The following is a 15,820-nucleotide window of genomic DNA, read 5'->3' as shown; positions in this document are numbered from 1 at the left end:
TATGGATATGCCTCAGCAGTCGAACTGCCGGTGGCACTCGTATACTTCGAGCGTCTCGTTGTCCATCTTACTGGATAATACGATCAGTATGCGCTCTTCTTCGTAATCGCGCGGAGCCGATAGAATGAAATCCGGCTTTCGGTCGCCGTCAAGGTCGCCGACGAAAACAATACGTATAAAGGTGTCGTTAAAGCTATCCTCGGCTGCTAATGTGTATTGTTTTTGCTGGCGGTCAGTTAGGACCAGCCGATAGCCGGACACGTGGTGAAAGACCTGTGCATCTCCGTTGTCTGTGTAAGTATCGGTGGCGGTAATTTCTCCTTCGCCACGCAACGTATAGGTGTGGCCCATAAACTCAAACACTACCCTCTTTTGCGGCCATATTTGTTGCTGCTCTAACTGAACACAGGGAATCGTTCCTTTGTGTATTCCAGGGATATTAAAAAAGGCAAGGGTCTCCCGTTTTGATGTGACCACTCGCGTTTCAATCCCGGCACAGGTATCATAACCATTAGCAATTGAATACTGTGCATCATCAATCTTGAATCCTTCGTGTCCGTCGCGGAATAGTTGTAGCCATCCTTTTTTCAGGATAAGTCCCGGATTGTCTTTGGCCTCCCACATGCGGTAAGCGCCGGCGAGAAGACTGTGCCCTTCGGTATATAGAAGTTCTGCGTGTTGAAGACTGTCCGAAGTAGCAGGCTGTTTAGCGGAGGGCCCGTCAGCCGTATCGTATTCAGTTTGTGCGACCAGCTTATGAGCGCTCGAACCGATGTGCTGACAAGACGCCGCTATACATAGAAAGATGATGGCCAGGTACTTCATTTGATTAATTAGTTCAGTGCCTCTTTGATGATTTTGAAGGAGGCAAGTCTTTTTCCTGGGTCAAAGATATAATTTGTTGTCATTATTTCGTCTATTTTATAAGATTTTACGAATGAGGAGACTTCGCCGGCGATTGTTTCTTTGTCGCCTATAAACGTACAGGCTGTCATTCCGTAAACTGCTCTTTCGATTTCAGGTATGCCGTCATAGATAACTTTCTCGGTCGGAGGGGAAAGCGGTCGCCGGTGATTGGTGATGATGCCGGCAAATATATTAAATAGGCTTGTCGACAGAAATTTAGCCTCCGCTGTGCTTTCTCCCGCGACAATATTCACGCAGGCGATAAAATAAGGTTTGTCCAGATATTTTGAAGGTTTAAATTTTTCTTTATATATGGCTGCGGCCTGGGTAAACATGGCCGGAGCAAAGTGTGCCGCAAAAGCATAAGGGAGCCCAAGTTCCGCAGCGAGATGGGCAGAGTCGGTGCTGGAACCTAAAATGTATATCGGGATATCCAGTCCTTCGCCGGGGAAGGCGCGCACTTTCTCCGTCGGGTCGTCGTTTTCGAAGTAACGCTGTAAGGCCAAAATATCGTCTCTAAAATAAAATGATGTGTTAAGGTTATTCCGGCGTAGTGCCATTGCCGTTATCTGGTCGGTTCCGGGTGCACGTCCCAGCCCGAGGTCTATACGTCCCGGATATAGCGTTTCAAGCGTACCGAACTGTTCCGCCACAACAAGAGGGGAGTGGTTGGGTAACATGACGCCGCCGGATCCGACGCGGATTCGCGTTGTTTTACCCGCCACATGGCCGATCAACACGGCGGTAGCAGAACTGGCAATATGCTCCATATTGTGGTGTTCAGCCAACCAAATGCGTTCGTAGCCCAAGTCTTCTATATATTGTGCCGCTTCGACGGTTCGATCAATGGCATCTTGGACGGATTGTCCTTTACGTACAGTGGCCAGGTCAAGGGCCGAGAGTTTAAATGTATTCATAACCTAAAATTACGGTGTAGTTGGCGCACGATTGTAATCCTAGTGTAAATCGTCGCCACACGATAAAAAGCTTGACAATACGTAGACGATCGCCGGACAGCCGGGGATCTGACTGAAGAAGCAACGCCCGAAGGGAAGCTTCATTTACGAAATCTGGCGGATACCGTGTATGGCGACATGCTCGCCGTCGTGAAGCGTACAGAAATATAAAAAGTCATCTCCGCCGTCCCGGATGCCGAACTTTTTACGGAGATCATCCACGCGAAGGGGAAAATTTTTACTGACGACATTTGCTTTTTTCAGGAGCATCTCTTTTTTCAAGGCCCGTAACGGATGAACTGCGACAATTTTAAAACACTTTCCCGGGAAGGACGGGACGAGTTCGTCACTGGTATAAAGATGTGTATGGAGGCCTAGCTTGTGGAGTCCGTATCGGATACCGACCGTTTTAAAGGCACCCGCTTTGTTGATTGCCACGTCCGGATCGTAAAGAAAGGTCCGGGGAGGACTCAGAGGGACTTCGTGTTCTTTCTCCTCTGTATTGGTAAACGAGAGGTCTTGTGGACCGTCCGGCTGCAAACGCACAGCATGGATGGTGGTCTCTCCGTCGTATGCTTTCTGCTGTATAAAGAGAAGTTCCTTACAGTCGTTGTCTACGCTCACGACATAGACGTCGCGGACGTGTTCCAGTTGTTTTAAAGCGAGGTGAATGTCTAAAAGCGGCGCCAGTTTCGTAATGATACAGGTGGCCCTTTCGAAAAAAAGATCTTGTAGGGCTATGATGTCTGGAACACAGTCCTCCAGCCGGAAGACTTTCTTCTGGTTCACACGCCTCGAAGGATCGATGTAGATATAGTCGTATGTCTGGCTGCTTTGCCGGATCTTCTGCACGCCATCTCCAGAGAAACAGGTGATGTTAAACAGCCGGAGAACATCAAAGTTGTGGGCCACAATCGCCGAAAGATGTTCATTTATTTCGCAATGAGTAACCTCTAGCGCACGTTGGGCAAAATAGAAGCTATCTACGCCAAAGCCACCGGTGAGGTCGATGAGGCGGCTTCCGTGTTTAATCAACGACGCTTTGAATCCGCCTGTAGCCATGGAAGAAGCCTGCTCGAGGTTCAATTTGTCCGGAAAATAGAGCCCGGGCACGTTATGCCATTCCGCAACCTTCTTTTTTATCCGTTGCAAGCCATCTACCTGTGCGGCAAGTTCCCGGGACTGAACATTGTCAAAGGGGCTCTTCGCCAGCGCAATGGCGGCTACATCCTTATCTCGATTGGCATAGATAAATGCCTGTACGTCCGGCGACAAAATTGCTTTATTCATTGCGGGGTGATCAAAACGGGGTTACACTACGTGACGTTTTTTACAAGCAATTGACAGGTGTAGCTGTCTTTCAGTTCGCGTATTACTTCCTTATTAACCAATACCCGATCGATAGTTTCCTGATTGAAATAACGGATGGTAATTAATTCTAGCCCTTTTTCTACACTTAGCTTGTATCGCTTTTGCAAATCCTCCACGAGGGCGAGCACGTTCTTTCCTGTGTCATCCACGCTTACACAGAAGCTTATTGCACTGTTGTGCATCATGTTGATTTTGATGCGATGTGTATGAAAAAGATTGAAAATATGACTTAAATTGTCTTCAACGATAAACGAGAAGTCCAACGGCTGTATATTAATAAATACCTGATTTATTTTAAATATAAAAGAAGGTACAGGAAGCCCGTTATTCGTGGTGCGGATAAGGGTTCCGGGAGCCGCAGGATTGATAAACGAGCGTACGTTAAGTGCTATCTTCTTGTTTTGTAAAGGTTTAATCGTCTTGGGATGGATGACCGTCGCTCCATAGTAGGTGAGCTCGATGGCGTCTGTATAAGATAGTTCGGGAATCAGTTCGGTCCGGTCGAACCATTTGGGGTCGGCGTTGAGTACGCCGGGAACATCTTTCCAGATGGTTATGTTTTCAGCCTGAAGGCAAGAAGCGAAAATAGCCGCTGAGTAGTCGGAGCCCTCGCGGCCCAGTGTAGTGGTGAAATTTTCGGAAGTTGAACCTATAAAGCCTTGGGTAACCACGATCTGATTGGCCAGAATAGGCGGTAAATCGCGCGCGATTTTCTCTTCTGTTTTCGCCCAGTCGACGTTAGCTTCGCGGTATGTGTTGTCTGTGAAGATGTAGTCCCGCGCGTCAACCCACCGCACCGGTATGCCGGAGTCCGCTGCATAAGCTGCTAATATTTTAGAAGAAATAATCTCTCCCATGGAGACTATCTGGTCAAAAAGATAGTCGTACGAATCCTGTGGTTCCTCTTCGAGAATCCACTCAATTTCTACAAAGCAGTTAGCAACCTCATTGTATATAGGATGGTCGGTATTGTCGAATAGATCGTTCAAAATGCTTTGGTGGAATGCCTTTACCGGCTCTAAAGATTCGAATGCGTCGCCCGTCTGCTCGATATAACGAGTCGTCACCTCCATCAACCGGTCTGTTGTTTTCCCCATCGCGGAGACCACAACAAGAAGCTCATCTTTTTTATAGTCTGCAATTATTGCTGCGACATTTTTTACACTTTCCGCATCTTTCACAGATGCCCCACCAAATTTAAATACTTGCATGTAGATTGTACAGGATTATTTCTTCGCTGATATTTTTGATTTTATGTCCTTCCCTTTTTCTGTCAGGATATTGTCGATTTCCCCAAAGGGAATAATAAGGGTTGTAGGGCCTTCGGCATATGACTTTATTTCGTAGGGGTTGTAGTGGAAGAGGATTCCTTCTTTTGTCAGCCCAAAGTTCTCTGCGAGGGAAAAGGCGTTGTTGTCAAAGAAGTACGCGCCGTCGTATGATGCCGTGTCGCTAAGTTGTTCTTGTTGCCTAAAATGCTTTTCGGCCACGGACAATAGGGCAGAGGTATCCTGTACCACGTCGGCTAATGCCAGCTGTTTTCTTTCGCTGATATCGAAATTAGACCACAGCATCAGTTCTATGCCGTGCGCTCCTCCGGTATATTCCACGATATTGTTGCACAGGCTTAAGTAACCGGGGATGTTTAATACGACATGGCAATCCTGATGCCTAAACCATACCTGCGACGGTTGGTTTCCGCTTTGGATCTGTTCCTCGGCATACTCATTAAACCCCCCGATAAAGCTTTCCGCCACCTGCCGCACGTCGCTCTCGCCGTCAACGAAGATAGCTTTTCTGACCAGAGAGTCTACGTCATGCTTGAAGACAGGATAACGGGCAGAAAAGATTGTTGAATCTATCTGCGTATCTGTACCGGAAAAGTAGGGGCTAAAATCTTTGAAATACGTTATTTCGTAGGCGAGCGTATCGGTTACTGACGTAGACGACTGGCCCTGATCGGCCTGCTGCTGCGTTGATCGGTTCTCGGTAACACAACTCCATAAGGTAGAAGTCAGTACCACTAAAAAGCTATACAAATTACTTCTTTTCATCACTGGCGAAAGCTTAAAGACACGTTTATCCACTCCTCATCAAATTCGGCCTGGTATTTTTTATAGAAATTGATGGCTGGTTCGTTCCAATTTAACACCTGCCACATTATACCGCTGTAATTGGCTTCCCGCGCCCAAGCGATCGTACGATCCAACAATTGTTTACCGATGCCGTTGCCGCGTTCCTTTTCTGTGACCACGAGATCTTCGAGGTAAAGCCGGCGTCCCTTCCATGTTGAATAACGTATGTAATAAAGGGCTAGTCCTACAATTGTATTGTCGCGCTCTGCAACGAAAGCACCCCAAACGGGGTTGCTGCCAAAGCCGCTCTCGACGAACTCGTCCATGCTTACGGTAACGGCGTCCGGCGCCTTTTCGTAAGCAGCAAGTTCCTTGATCAGGGACATCATCGCTTCACAATCTGTACGTTCTGCACGCCTAATTGTCACCATCTTTTAGCTTGAAATGTTTGATAACCCTTTTGCCAAAAATCGTGCTGCCGAGCCGTACCATAGTACTGCCTTTTTCAATCGCCCATTGATAGTCTGACGACATCCCCATCGACAATGTGTCAAAAGAGCTGACAGAATTAAAGAAACTTGCTTTTATACCATCAAACAACATCTTCAGTTCGTAAAATTCCTCTTTGACAATTTTTTCATTATCTGTATTTGTTGCGATGCCCATGAGACCGCGTATGCGTACATGCTGCAACGAGGCGAACTCTTCACTCCGCAATAGCTCGATGAGGTCGGCGTGATCCAGTCCGAATTTTGTTTCTTCATCGGCAATATGTACTTGCAGAAGGCAGTCTATTACGCGCCCATGCTTAGCGGCATGCTTCTCAATCTCCTTCAATACCTTCAGAGAATCTACCGACTGGATCATGGTCACGAAAGGGGCGACGTATTTTACTTTGTTGGTTTGAAGGTGGCCGATCAGGTGCCATTCTATATCTTTCGGTAAAGCCTCATATTTGTCGACGAGTTCCTGCACCATATTCTCTCCAAAAACACGTTGTCCGGCCGTATAGGCCTCCATAATTTCTTCGTTAGACTTCGTTTTCGATACCGCCACCAGACATACGCCGATGGGTTTTAAGTCGAGTTGTAAGGATTCTATATTTGCTGCTATACTCATTGCGGTGTGATTTCTTTCTTTAATCAGAGATGGATGTACGACGCCCTTCGACAGGCTCAGGGTGACGTTGTCCTGGTAAGCACTACCCGAACCACCCCTCGACAAGCTCAGGGTGACATTGACAGGCTGTCGAAACCCTCTTCAACTGCTCGAGGTGACCTTGTCAGGCTGAGCACTTCGGCAGGCTCAGTACAGGCTCTGTCGAAGCCTCGGCCAAAAAAGATACCACTTTTTTCTGGAGCCGATTTTTGTTGTGCATCCATCCGTGATTATTCAGATGTGTTTTCGTAAATTTGTACAAACTTACAAAATGCAACGCTTATTACTCGTTATATTATCGTCGTTTTTTTTGTTCCAAGGTTGTAAAAAATCACTTCCCGAAGGCATTCTCCCCAAAAGGACCATGGTCGATTTAATGACGGAGGTACATTTGGTCGACGGCTATCTAAATACGCTGCCTCTTGACAGTACGCGACGCGTTGTGGAAAGTCTGTATGCGGAAGTGTTCCGCAAATTTAAGGTTGATTCGACCCAGTTTAAGCAGAATGTAGCTTATTACCTGGGCGATCCGGTGTTATCGAAAGAGCTCTACGTTACCATTAATAAGAAGCTGATGGACTACGACAACGCGTACCGCGTGGCCGACTCGGTCCGTAATGCGAAGATTGCAGATAGCGTCCGTGTCGTACAGCGTTTCATCAAGCTGAAAGACGCTGCACATAAACTTATACTTCAGGTGCAGAAAGACACCATTCCGTTAACACCCACCTTATATCGGACTGAATTTATGGATCGGGTGGGCCTTTATTTAAATGTGTATGATCCGTCGAAGATGTCCCCGCAACCGGGCCCGTCATCTCCGTTGGTTATGCCTGCTACGCCGCCCGGAGGAAGTGCAGCACGAACAGCAGATGAACATCCAAAGCCTACACGGCCTCCACTTAGGTTGGAAGAACAAGTTAGCCCCGTGGAGGAAAAGGAGCCTTCTGCCCAACATTAACAAGTAGAATTTTATATGATTTTTCCGAAAAACGCTATAGATAAATTAGGTTTTAACGAAATAAAGGACCTTATCAAAGAGAAATGTCTAAGTGAGCCGGGGAAGGAGATGGTAGAAAAGATCCAACCTCAGGTAAAGCTTGACCAGATTGACCGATTTTTGCGTCAGACGCAGGAATTTAAGGACCTGCTGGTACACGATGCGCCGTTGCCCGTCGATCATCTATACCCCATCAAACCAATGGCGGAAAAGGCCCGTGTCGAAGGCTCGTTTCTTGGTGAAGATGAATTTTACCGGATCCTGCTATCGCTACGTACGGTTTATGCCGTAATACGCTATTTTAAGGAACGAGAGGGGCAGTACGCCCATTTAGAACTTCTGTTCGAGCATTTACCGATCGAAATGAACATTATCAGAAGGATTGAGGCGGTGATTGATGAACGGGGGAAGATCAAGGACAGCGCGTCGCGTCTGTTGCTCGACTTGACGCAGCAGATTCTCAAAAGCGAGCAAGAAGCGCGGAAACGCATTGATCAGGTGTTCAAAACGGCGCAGCAAAACGGATGGACGGCAGATGGAAACCTGACGGTCCGTGACGGAAGGCTCTGTATTCCCATTTTGGCCGAGAATAAGCGCAAGCTCAAAGGGTTGATTCATGATGAGTCTTCTACAGGACAAACGGCTTATATAGAGCCTGAAGAAGTGTTTCACCTTAACAATAAAGTAAGAGATCTGGAATTTGAGCGGCGCCGTGAGATTATCCGTATTTTAACCGAGCTAACATCGGTGTTACGCCCACATGTTCCGTTGCTGATGGCTTACCACGGTTTGCTCAGTAAGTTGGATTTTGTTCGTGCTAAAGCCCTGTTTGCGATTGATATTGAAGCAGAGATGCCCGAGCTTTCCAAGGAAGCGGAGATCGATCTCGTAGGTGCAAGACACCCGCTGTTATTGATCAATGCTAAAAAGGACAGTCATCCTTCTGTGGTGCCGCTGCACATCAAGATTGACGGGAAAGACCGCGTGATTTTGGTTTCCGGCCCAAATGCCGGTGGTAAATCCGTCTGTATGAAGACGGTGGGTCTGCTGCAGCTGATGACGCAGGCCGGTCTTCTTATTCCAGCCGAACCGACCTCGCGGTTAGGTGTCTTTAAGCAGATATTCGCCGACATCGGAGATGATCAATCTATCGAGAGCGATCTCAGTACTTATAGCGCACATTTGTCAAAAATGAAGCATTTTACTGAATTTGCCAACGCACGTACCTTAGTGCTGATAGACGAGTTTGGTACCGGAACTGATCCATTGTTCGGAGGACCGATTGCGGAAGCGGTTTTGGAAGCGCTGAACAAAAAGGGGGTGCGCGGTGTGATCACGACGCATTATTCGAATCTGAAGGTGTACGCGAGCAATACCGACGGCGTGGAAAACGCCTCCATGCTTTTTGATAATGTGGAAATGCGTCCGCTTTATATCTTGCAGATTGGTAAACCCGGAAGCTCCTATGCTTATGAAATTGCCCAGAAAATTGGGCTAAGCAGGGAAATTCTGGAGGCAGCCAAGCAGAAGGTCGGGATGGAACAGAAAAAAGTGGACACCTTACTGGTCGACCTCGAGCGGGACAAGAAGCTGATACACGATACCAAAGTAGCGATCTCGAAAAGGGAACGGGAGCTGGAAAGCCTCAAGACGGAATACGAGCAGCTCCAGCAATATCTGGAAGAAAATAAGAAGCAGATTCTTCGGGAGGCTAAAGAGGAGGCTCGGCAGATTCTGAAAGATGCTAATCGTTTGGTGGAGAACACGATTGCAGAAATTAAGTCGGCGCAGGCCGATAAGGATAAGACCAAGGAGCTGCGCAAAGAACTGCACCGTGCTACCGACCGGCACGTCGAAAAAAGGCCACAGACCAAGACCGTGGAGACATCGCAGACAGATGATGTGTTCGAGGTGGGAGACTGGGTGAAGATACTGGACACCGGTACGGAGGCGCAGGTAATCGAAGTGTCTAAAGGGACAAATCTCGTCTTGGCTCTAGGGGATTTGCGCACAGTGGTCAAGCGGACGAAAGTGACGAAATTGAAGGGGAAAGAGCGCGCTAAAGTTGTACGTAAGAATAAAATGATGTCGACAGAGTCGGTAGCTGAGTTTCAGCCCGAGGTGGACGTCCGCGGAATGCGTACCGACGATGCGTTGCGCCAACTCGAGACCGTTTTGGATAGAGCGGTAATGATTGGTTATCCGACATTAAAAATAGTACATGGCAAGGGCGACGGTATCTTGCGTAAATTTATAAGGGACTACCTCCGTAAATATAACCACGTGTCTCATTTTGAGGATGAACATGCGGACAGGGGAGGAGACGGCATAACTTACGCCTATATTCAATAGTTCCGGATCTGGCCGTCCGGCCTATGGTATGCATTTAAAGGTTGTTAAATGCATACACATATTCGAGCGATATAATAGCGTCATTCGCGAGGCGGATGTCCTTTTTCTTTCCGGATATCTCATAAATAACGGTAAGGTGCTGTCCTTTTTTTTCGAGCCCTTTACGTATGAGCGACACGCGATGTTCTTTCATGAAGTTCTCAAATTCGCCTAAGTTTGACACCTGTATGTCCTGGAACGTCACGTAGATGGTCCGCATGAAATAAATATTGGCGAGGAGGTTTTCCATTTTCTGAAAAAGAGATAGAATGACCACCATCAGTGCGGTAAGAACCAAACCGAAGCTGTATTCCTCAAAGCCGATAATCATGCCTATGCCGGCCATGGCCCAGATGACGGCCGCTGTAGTCAAGCCCTGTACTGTAAATTTTCCCTGATAAATGACGCCTGCTCCCAAAAAGCCGATGCCGGTAACGATATTTGCCGCGATACGGTCGTCGGAGACATTTCCCATCCTCGAAAGCAATGTGAAGACGGTTGAACCGAAGCAGATCAGTATGACGGTGCGAAAGCCCGCCGACTTATTTTTATATTCACGTTCAAAGCCTACCACGGCGCCGCATGCGATGGATACCAATATGCTCTGCAATCTTGTATCTTCTAGCCACTCAAACATATGATTTCTGATTTTTAGTCCCGTTCGGGATAATGTTGCTAAATATAACGGATTTTATGAAGGAAAGTTTAAAAAACTGCGTTCGACCGTTATCCATTTTGTATAAAGTGAGAAGTCAGAAATTAGAAGTTAGACATTAGATATTAGAAGTGAGTATTGAGTATTGAGTATTGAGTATCGTAGGCTTATAGCTGCCAATCGCGAATATATTCGACCCCGTCAGGGTCGTCTGATGGATGTCACATTTTTCTATGAATATATGACCCCTACAAGGTTAATTGTTGCTCATAAGCTTACGCCTTCACAAATCAACAACTTTAACATTACGGATTAGCTTTACGAATCAGCAGCTTAACGACTTTACCGCTACCTATAGCGAGGCAGCCCTGTGTGGAGGGAAAGGACCTGCATCGGTTCGATTGCGTCAGCGGGCCGCCATAATAGCCGTTAAAAACCGTTCCTTGTCTGAACGCAGTGAGTTTGGAACGGTAGCCGCTATATGCCATCTGCCATTAGCCATTAGCCTCTCGCTTTACGACTTTACAAATTAACATCTTTACGGCTAATAGCCATCTGCCATTAGCCTCTCGCTTTACGACTTTACAAATTAACACCTTTACGGCTAATAGCCATCAGCCATCCGCTATTAGCCTCTCGCTTTACGACTGTACAAATTAACGACTTCACGATTCTCCCCCAATCGCGAATATATTCGACCCCGTCAGGGTCGTCTGATGGATGTCACATTTTTCTATGAATATATGACCCCTACAGGGTCAATTGTTGCTTATAAGCTCACGTCTTCACAAATCAACAACTTTAACATTACGGATTAGCTTTACGAATCAGCAGCTTAACGACTTTACCGCTACCTATAGCGAGGCAGCCCTGTGTGGAGGGAAAGGACCGGTATCGGTTCGACTGCGTCAGCGGGCCGCCATAATAGCCGTTAAAAACCGTTCCTTGTCTGAACGCAGTGAGTTTGGAACGGTAGCCGCTATATGCCACCTGCCATTAGCCATCAGCCTCTCGCTTTACGACTTTACAAATTAACATCTTTACGGCTAATAGCCATCCGCCATTAGCCATCAGCCTCTCGCTTTACGACTTTACAAATTAACACCTTTACGGCTAATAGCCATCAGCCATTAGCCATTAGCCATTAGCCTCTCGCTTTACGACTGTACAAATTAACGCCTTTACGGCTATTATTAGGAGTTAGAGTAGTTAGATGGGTTAGAATGGTTAGATGACGCTCGTAGCTATCAAAAACCACTTCACGATTTATAGCCATCCGCCACTAGCCATCTGCTATCTGCCATTCGCCATCTGCCATTAGCCATCAGCCATTAGCCATCTGCCATCGATGGTTGGAATAAATAAACGATTGGCTGTATTTAATAAAGAATGCGTTAACTCTGTATCGGACAAATTGTCTATTGGATCTCGAGGCGAAAGAAGTTTTCCACATTCCCTAACTGTTAAAATTTGTTAATTTGATAATGAAATCTATTATCTGTTATAACTTTTAAAATGAAAACGTGCAAAATAAACTAGAGTCGTTAACTACAGCTGCCTCTCCTCTTGTATACATTCGTTGAAAAGGCTTAAATATTTGTTTTACTGTGTATTAAGTTTATGTTAAGTTTAAGGAATATCAAGCGTGATTCCTAACTTTGCAGTACTAATTTTAAGACATCAAAAATTAAGTATGAAAAAATCTCTACTTTTCTTTGCCTTGGTTCTCGCCAGCTACGGGACCATTCAGGCACAGGTTACCACAAGTAGTATGACCGGGGTCGTCACCCAATCGACAGGACATGCTACAGCCGGTGCAACCATCAAAGCGACCCACTTACCTTCCGGAACAGTTTACTCAGGTTCAGCGAATGTAGCGGGTCGTTTTAATTTAGCAAACATGCGTGTGGGTGGCCCTTACCGCGTAGAAGTCACCTACGTAGGGCAGGATCCGGTCGTCTATGACGATCTGTACCTCCAATTGGGGCAGCCTTTCGTACTGAATCCGGTATTCGGCGAAAACGCCACTGCGTTAGAGGATGTGGTTGTCACCGGACGGGCAAATAGGGGACAAAAAACAGGAGCTTCTACAAGTGTTGGTCAAAAGCAGCTGCAGGAACTGCCGCAGATCAGCCGTAGTGTTACGGAATTTATGCGTTTGACGCCACAAGCTAATGGAAATTCATTTGCCGGACGTGATGCGCGTTATAATAACCTGCAAATCGATGGTGCTAACTTCAACAACGGTTTCGGTTTGAGTTCCAATCCGCTACCTGGTGGAAACTCACAGCCTATTTCGTTGGACGCGATCGAAGCTATTTCTGTTAATATCGCACCATTTGATGTAACGCAATCCGGTTTTACGGGAGCAGGTATTAACGCTGTCACCAAATCGGGTACGAATAAGGTAACCGGTACGGCCTATTATTTCTTGCAAAACCAGAATTTGCAAGGGCGTAAGATCGAAGACGTAACGTTGGAGAAAGTCGATGCGGCTAGGAGAAACTACGGTTTCAGTTTAGGCGGCCCCATCGTAAAAGATAAGTTATTCCTTTTTGTGAACGCGGAGCGTGAAGAAGCTACGGGAGGGAATGCCTCTGGATCGAATCTGTGGCGTCCGTCCGAAAATGGTGTTGCTGTTCCTGCAGAGAATATTGCTAGAACCACACGTGCTGACCTTGAGGCTGTACGCAATCACTTGATTAATCAGTGGGGTTGGGATCCAGGTCGTTACGAGGGATATGCTAACGAAGCTAAGGAATCTAGTACGAAATTCCTGGCTAGATTAGACTGGAACATCAACGATATGCACAAGTTGGCTATTCGCTATAACCAAGTGATAGGCGAATCGATGCAAGTCGCAAACGGGAACTCAGGACCTTATCCTCGAAGCCAGACAAATCGTGTTAGTCAGAATTCCATCACGTTCGAAAATGGTAACTATGGTGTCAAAAACGTCGTAAGGTCTCTTACTGCAGAACTAAATAGTAATTTCAGTTCGAGGTTATCCAACCAGTTCCTTGCTACTTATACACGGATACAAGACACCAGAACAACGCCAAATAGCCAGCTATTCCCGTTTGTCGATATCGGCGATGGAACACATAGTAACAATAGTTCACCTCACTCCAACTATATGAGTTTTGGTACGGAACTATTCTCGTATAACAACGACGTCGTTAATAATAACTATTCTTTTATTAACAACTTGAACTTACAGGCTGATAAACATAATTTCACTTTTGGAGCGGCTTTTGAAATCCAAAACTTCGGTAACAGTTATACCCGTATGGGAACCTCCTATTACCGTTACGCATCGGTAGAGGATTTCTTGAGTACTGGTGGACCAAATGAAAGAGCCCCGATTATGTTCGGGTTGACCTATCCTTACGAAGGTCAGGATACATACGCGCGTATCAACTTCGGTTTAGCGTCTTTGTATGCGCAGGACCGTTGGTCGGCGACAGAGAACTTAACAGTTACGTATGGTATACGTGCGGAGTTGCCGATTTACATGAATAAGCTGACTCCGAATCCATCTATTAATGAATTGCGTCTGCTGGATGTTAACGGCATGCCTAGGAACTATGATTCTGGTCTTTGGCCGAAATCCAGACTCTTGGTGTCTCCACGTTTAGGTATTAATTATGACGTGTTTGGCGACCGCTCATTGGTACTTCGTGGAGGAACAGGTTTCTTCTCGGGACGTGTACCTTTCGTTTGGTTGACCAATATGCCAACCAATGCAGGAGTACTACAGAACACAATTGAGCCAGGGTCTTACAATGATGTTACTGGTTGGATTGGCAATATACGTTTCAACCCAGATCCTTACTATCACCTTAATAATGTTCCTAACGGAGCAGAATCTGTATTTATCCGACAGCCACGAGACGGTGCTCCTAGCTCGTTTGCATTGGTAGATCGCAACTTCAGAATGCCGATGGTTTGGCGTACTAGCATTGGTGCGGATTACCAGATTCCAAATACTCCACTGGTGTTGACAGGAGATTTCTTGTACACAAAGGATATCAATGCAGTGTTCCAGTTTGGTGCTAATAGAGCAACACCGAATACATTCTTGGATTATGGGGCATCCGATGAAGCGGGCGATTACGGAGACAACAGAATATTTTATCCTACTGGTGTACAGCGTTATAATAGCGCGATTGGAGCGAACAATGCGACTGTCTTGACGAATACGAATGTAAAAGGTCACGCAGTGAGTGCAACACTGGGAGTAAGCGTTCCAAACTATCAAGGATTTAGCGGTAGTTTATTCTATACCTATTCAGATGCACGCGAAGTTAGTGCTAATGCGGGATCGAGTGCGAGCTCAGCATGGGGCGGATCGGCTAACGTAAACGGGCCAAACGATCAGATTTTACATCCATCTGCTTTCGCCACGCCACACCGATTAGTGGCAAACCTAAGTTACCGTGTTGAATATGCGAATTCGCTGGCTACGACCGTCGGCGTTTTTTACAACGGAGCGCATCAGGGTAGGTTCTCTTACGTTTATTATTCTGATATTAACCGCGACGGTATAAATAATGATTTAATTTATTTACCTAAAGATTTAGGAACGTTGAACTTCGTAGATCGGCCAAATGCCGACGGTACCGTAGCTTACACAGCTGCGGAGCAACGTGAGGCTCTACAGGCTTTCGTTAATGAAAACGGCTTGAGTAAATATCAAGGAAAATATTTGCCTCGTAACGGCTTCTTGATGCCTTGGTTAAACCGTTTTGATTTACGTGTATTGCAGGATATTTACAAAAATATCGGGCCACGCAGACATACTTTGCAGCTGAGCTTGGACCTAGAAAACTTTGGGAATCTTCTTAATAAAAACTGGGGTATTGCAAGCCGTTTGAACAATGGACAATTGTTGTATGGAAATCATGTCGTACCGGGGACGAACAGTCAGGGGCAGCCTGTTCTGAACACGTCTACTACTCCCGCTACGGGGATCCCGACGTTCAACATGAATGTTATAGATGGAGCATTACCAGTAACACCTTTCCAAAATGTGAGTTCATTATCGACGACATGGCGAATGCAGATTGGTGTAAGATATATTTTCTAATGTTAAGTTAGTGCACCAAATTAAAGAAGGCGTCTAAAAAGGGCGCCTTCTTTGTTTTATTATGGGCTTGTGGTCTGTAATGGTTTTAGGAGATTAGCCTAGGCCGCCAGCGGTTGATATGGGCAATTTATCCATGACTGGTCATAAAATAAGCGGATTATTGTATTTAGGTTCGTCGTTTGGTCCGGAGAAAGTTGTTTCAGGAGTTTTTTCGACCAT

General features: G+C 46.3%; 11 protein-coding genes. 3 read left to right on the top strand and 8 right to left on the bottom strand.

Annotated elements, in window-relative coordinates; all coding sequences use genetic code 11:
* Nucleotides 1-12 precede the first annotated feature (12 nt).
* The 7 genes from BC792_RS05145 to BC792_RS05115 form a co-directional block, all read right to left on the bottom strand.
* Nucleotides 13-825 carry an integrin alpha gene (locus BC792_RS05145; protein ID WP_148907923.1) on the bottom strand — a complete coding sequence of 271 codons (813 nt, stop codon included), beginning with the start codon at nucleotides 823-825 and terminating at the stop codon, nucleotides 13-15.
* Nucleotides 826-833: 8 nt separating this feature from the next.
* Nucleotides 834-1,823, bottom strand: coding sequence for an LLM class flavin-dependent oxidoreductase (locus BC792_RS05140; RefSeq protein WP_148907922.1), 990 nt, complete (start codon nucleotides 1,821-1,823; stop codon nucleotides 834-836).
* A gap of 144 nt (nucleotides 1,824-1,967) precedes the next feature.
* The gene (locus BC792_RS05135) at nucleotides 1,968-3,152 is read right to left on the bottom strand and encodes a THUMP-like domain-containing protein (RefSeq protein WP_148907921.1); all 1,185 of its coding nucleotides are present in this window, start codon (nucleotides 3,150-3,152) and stop codon (nucleotides 1,968-1,970) included.
* Between the two features lie 26 nt (nucleotides 3,153-3,178).
* Entirely contained in the window at nucleotides 3,179-4,444 is a 1,266-nt protein-coding gene (locus BC792_RS05130; RefSeq protein ID WP_148907920.1) for an aspartate kinase, read from the bottom strand.
* Between the two features lie 15 nt (nucleotides 4,445-4,459).
* Nucleotides 4,460-5,287 carry a DUF3298 and DUF4163 domain-containing protein gene (locus BC792_RS05125; RefSeq protein WP_148907919.1) on the bottom strand — a complete coding sequence of 276 codons (828 nt, stop codon included), beginning with the start codon at nucleotides 5,285-5,287 and terminating at the stop codon, nucleotides 4,460-4,462.
* Nucleotides 5,287-5,739 carry a GNAT family N-acetyltransferase gene (locus BC792_RS05120; protein WP_148907918.1) on the bottom strand — a complete coding sequence of 151 codons (453 nt, stop codon included), beginning with the start codon at nucleotides 5,737-5,739 and terminating at the stop codon, nucleotides 5,287-5,289. The genes BC792_RS05125 and BC792_RS05120 overlap by 1 nt, the downstream gene beginning before the upstream one ends.
* Nucleotides 5,726-6,427: a YggS family pyridoxal phosphate-dependent enzyme gene (locus tag BC792_RS05115; protein WP_148907917.1), complete on the bottom strand. Its 702-nt coding sequence runs from the start codon at nucleotides 6,425-6,427 to the stop codon at nucleotides 5,726-5,728. The genes BC792_RS05120 and BC792_RS05115 overlap by 14 nt, the downstream gene beginning before the upstream one ends.
* Nucleotides 6,428-6,737: 310 nt before the next feature.
* Here BC792_RS05115 and BC792_RS05110 point away from each other — a divergent pair, with 310 nt between their 5' ends.
* Complete coding sequence (locus BC792_RS05110; protein ID WP_170249961.1) at nucleotides 6,738-7,427, top strand: DUF4296 domain-containing protein; 690 nt, start codon at nucleotides 6,738-6,740, stop codon at nucleotides 7,425-7,427.
* Between the two features lie 15 nt (nucleotides 7,428-7,442).
* On the top strand, nucleotides 7,443-9,818 hold the full coding sequence (locus tag BC792_RS05105; protein ID WP_148907915.1) for an endonuclease MutS2: 2,376 nt from the start codon (nucleotides 7,443-7,445) through the stop codon (nucleotides 9,816-9,818).
* Between the two features lie 34 nt (nucleotides 9,819-9,852).
* Here the strand turns inward: BC792_RS05105 and BC792_RS05100 are convergent, their stop codons facing one another.
* Nucleotides 9,853-10,494, bottom strand: coding sequence for an MgtC/SapB family protein (locus BC792_RS05100; protein ID WP_148907914.1), 642 nt, complete (start codon nucleotides 10,492-10,494; stop codon nucleotides 9,853-9,855).
* A 1,711-nt stretch (nucleotides 10,495-12,205) separates the two neighbouring features.
* Between BC792_RS05100 and BC792_RS05095 the strand changes: the two genes are divergently transcribed.
* Nucleotides 12,206-15,601 (top strand): TonB-dependent receptor, encoded by a 3,396-nt coding sequence (locus tag BC792_RS05095; protein WP_148907913.1) that lies wholly within the window; start codon nucleotides 12,206-12,208, stop codon nucleotides 15,599-15,601.
* Nucleotides 15,602-15,820 lie beyond the last annotated feature (219 nt).

This window comes from Sphingobacterium allocomposti (assembly GCF_008124885.1).
Classification (GTDB): Bacteria; Bacteroidota; Bacteroidia; order Sphingobacteriales; family Sphingobacteriaceae; genus Sphingobacterium; species Sphingobacterium allocomposti.
The sequence above is the reverse complement of the archived record's forward strand: the minus strand, read 5'-3'. Positions and strand labels throughout refer to the sequence as shown.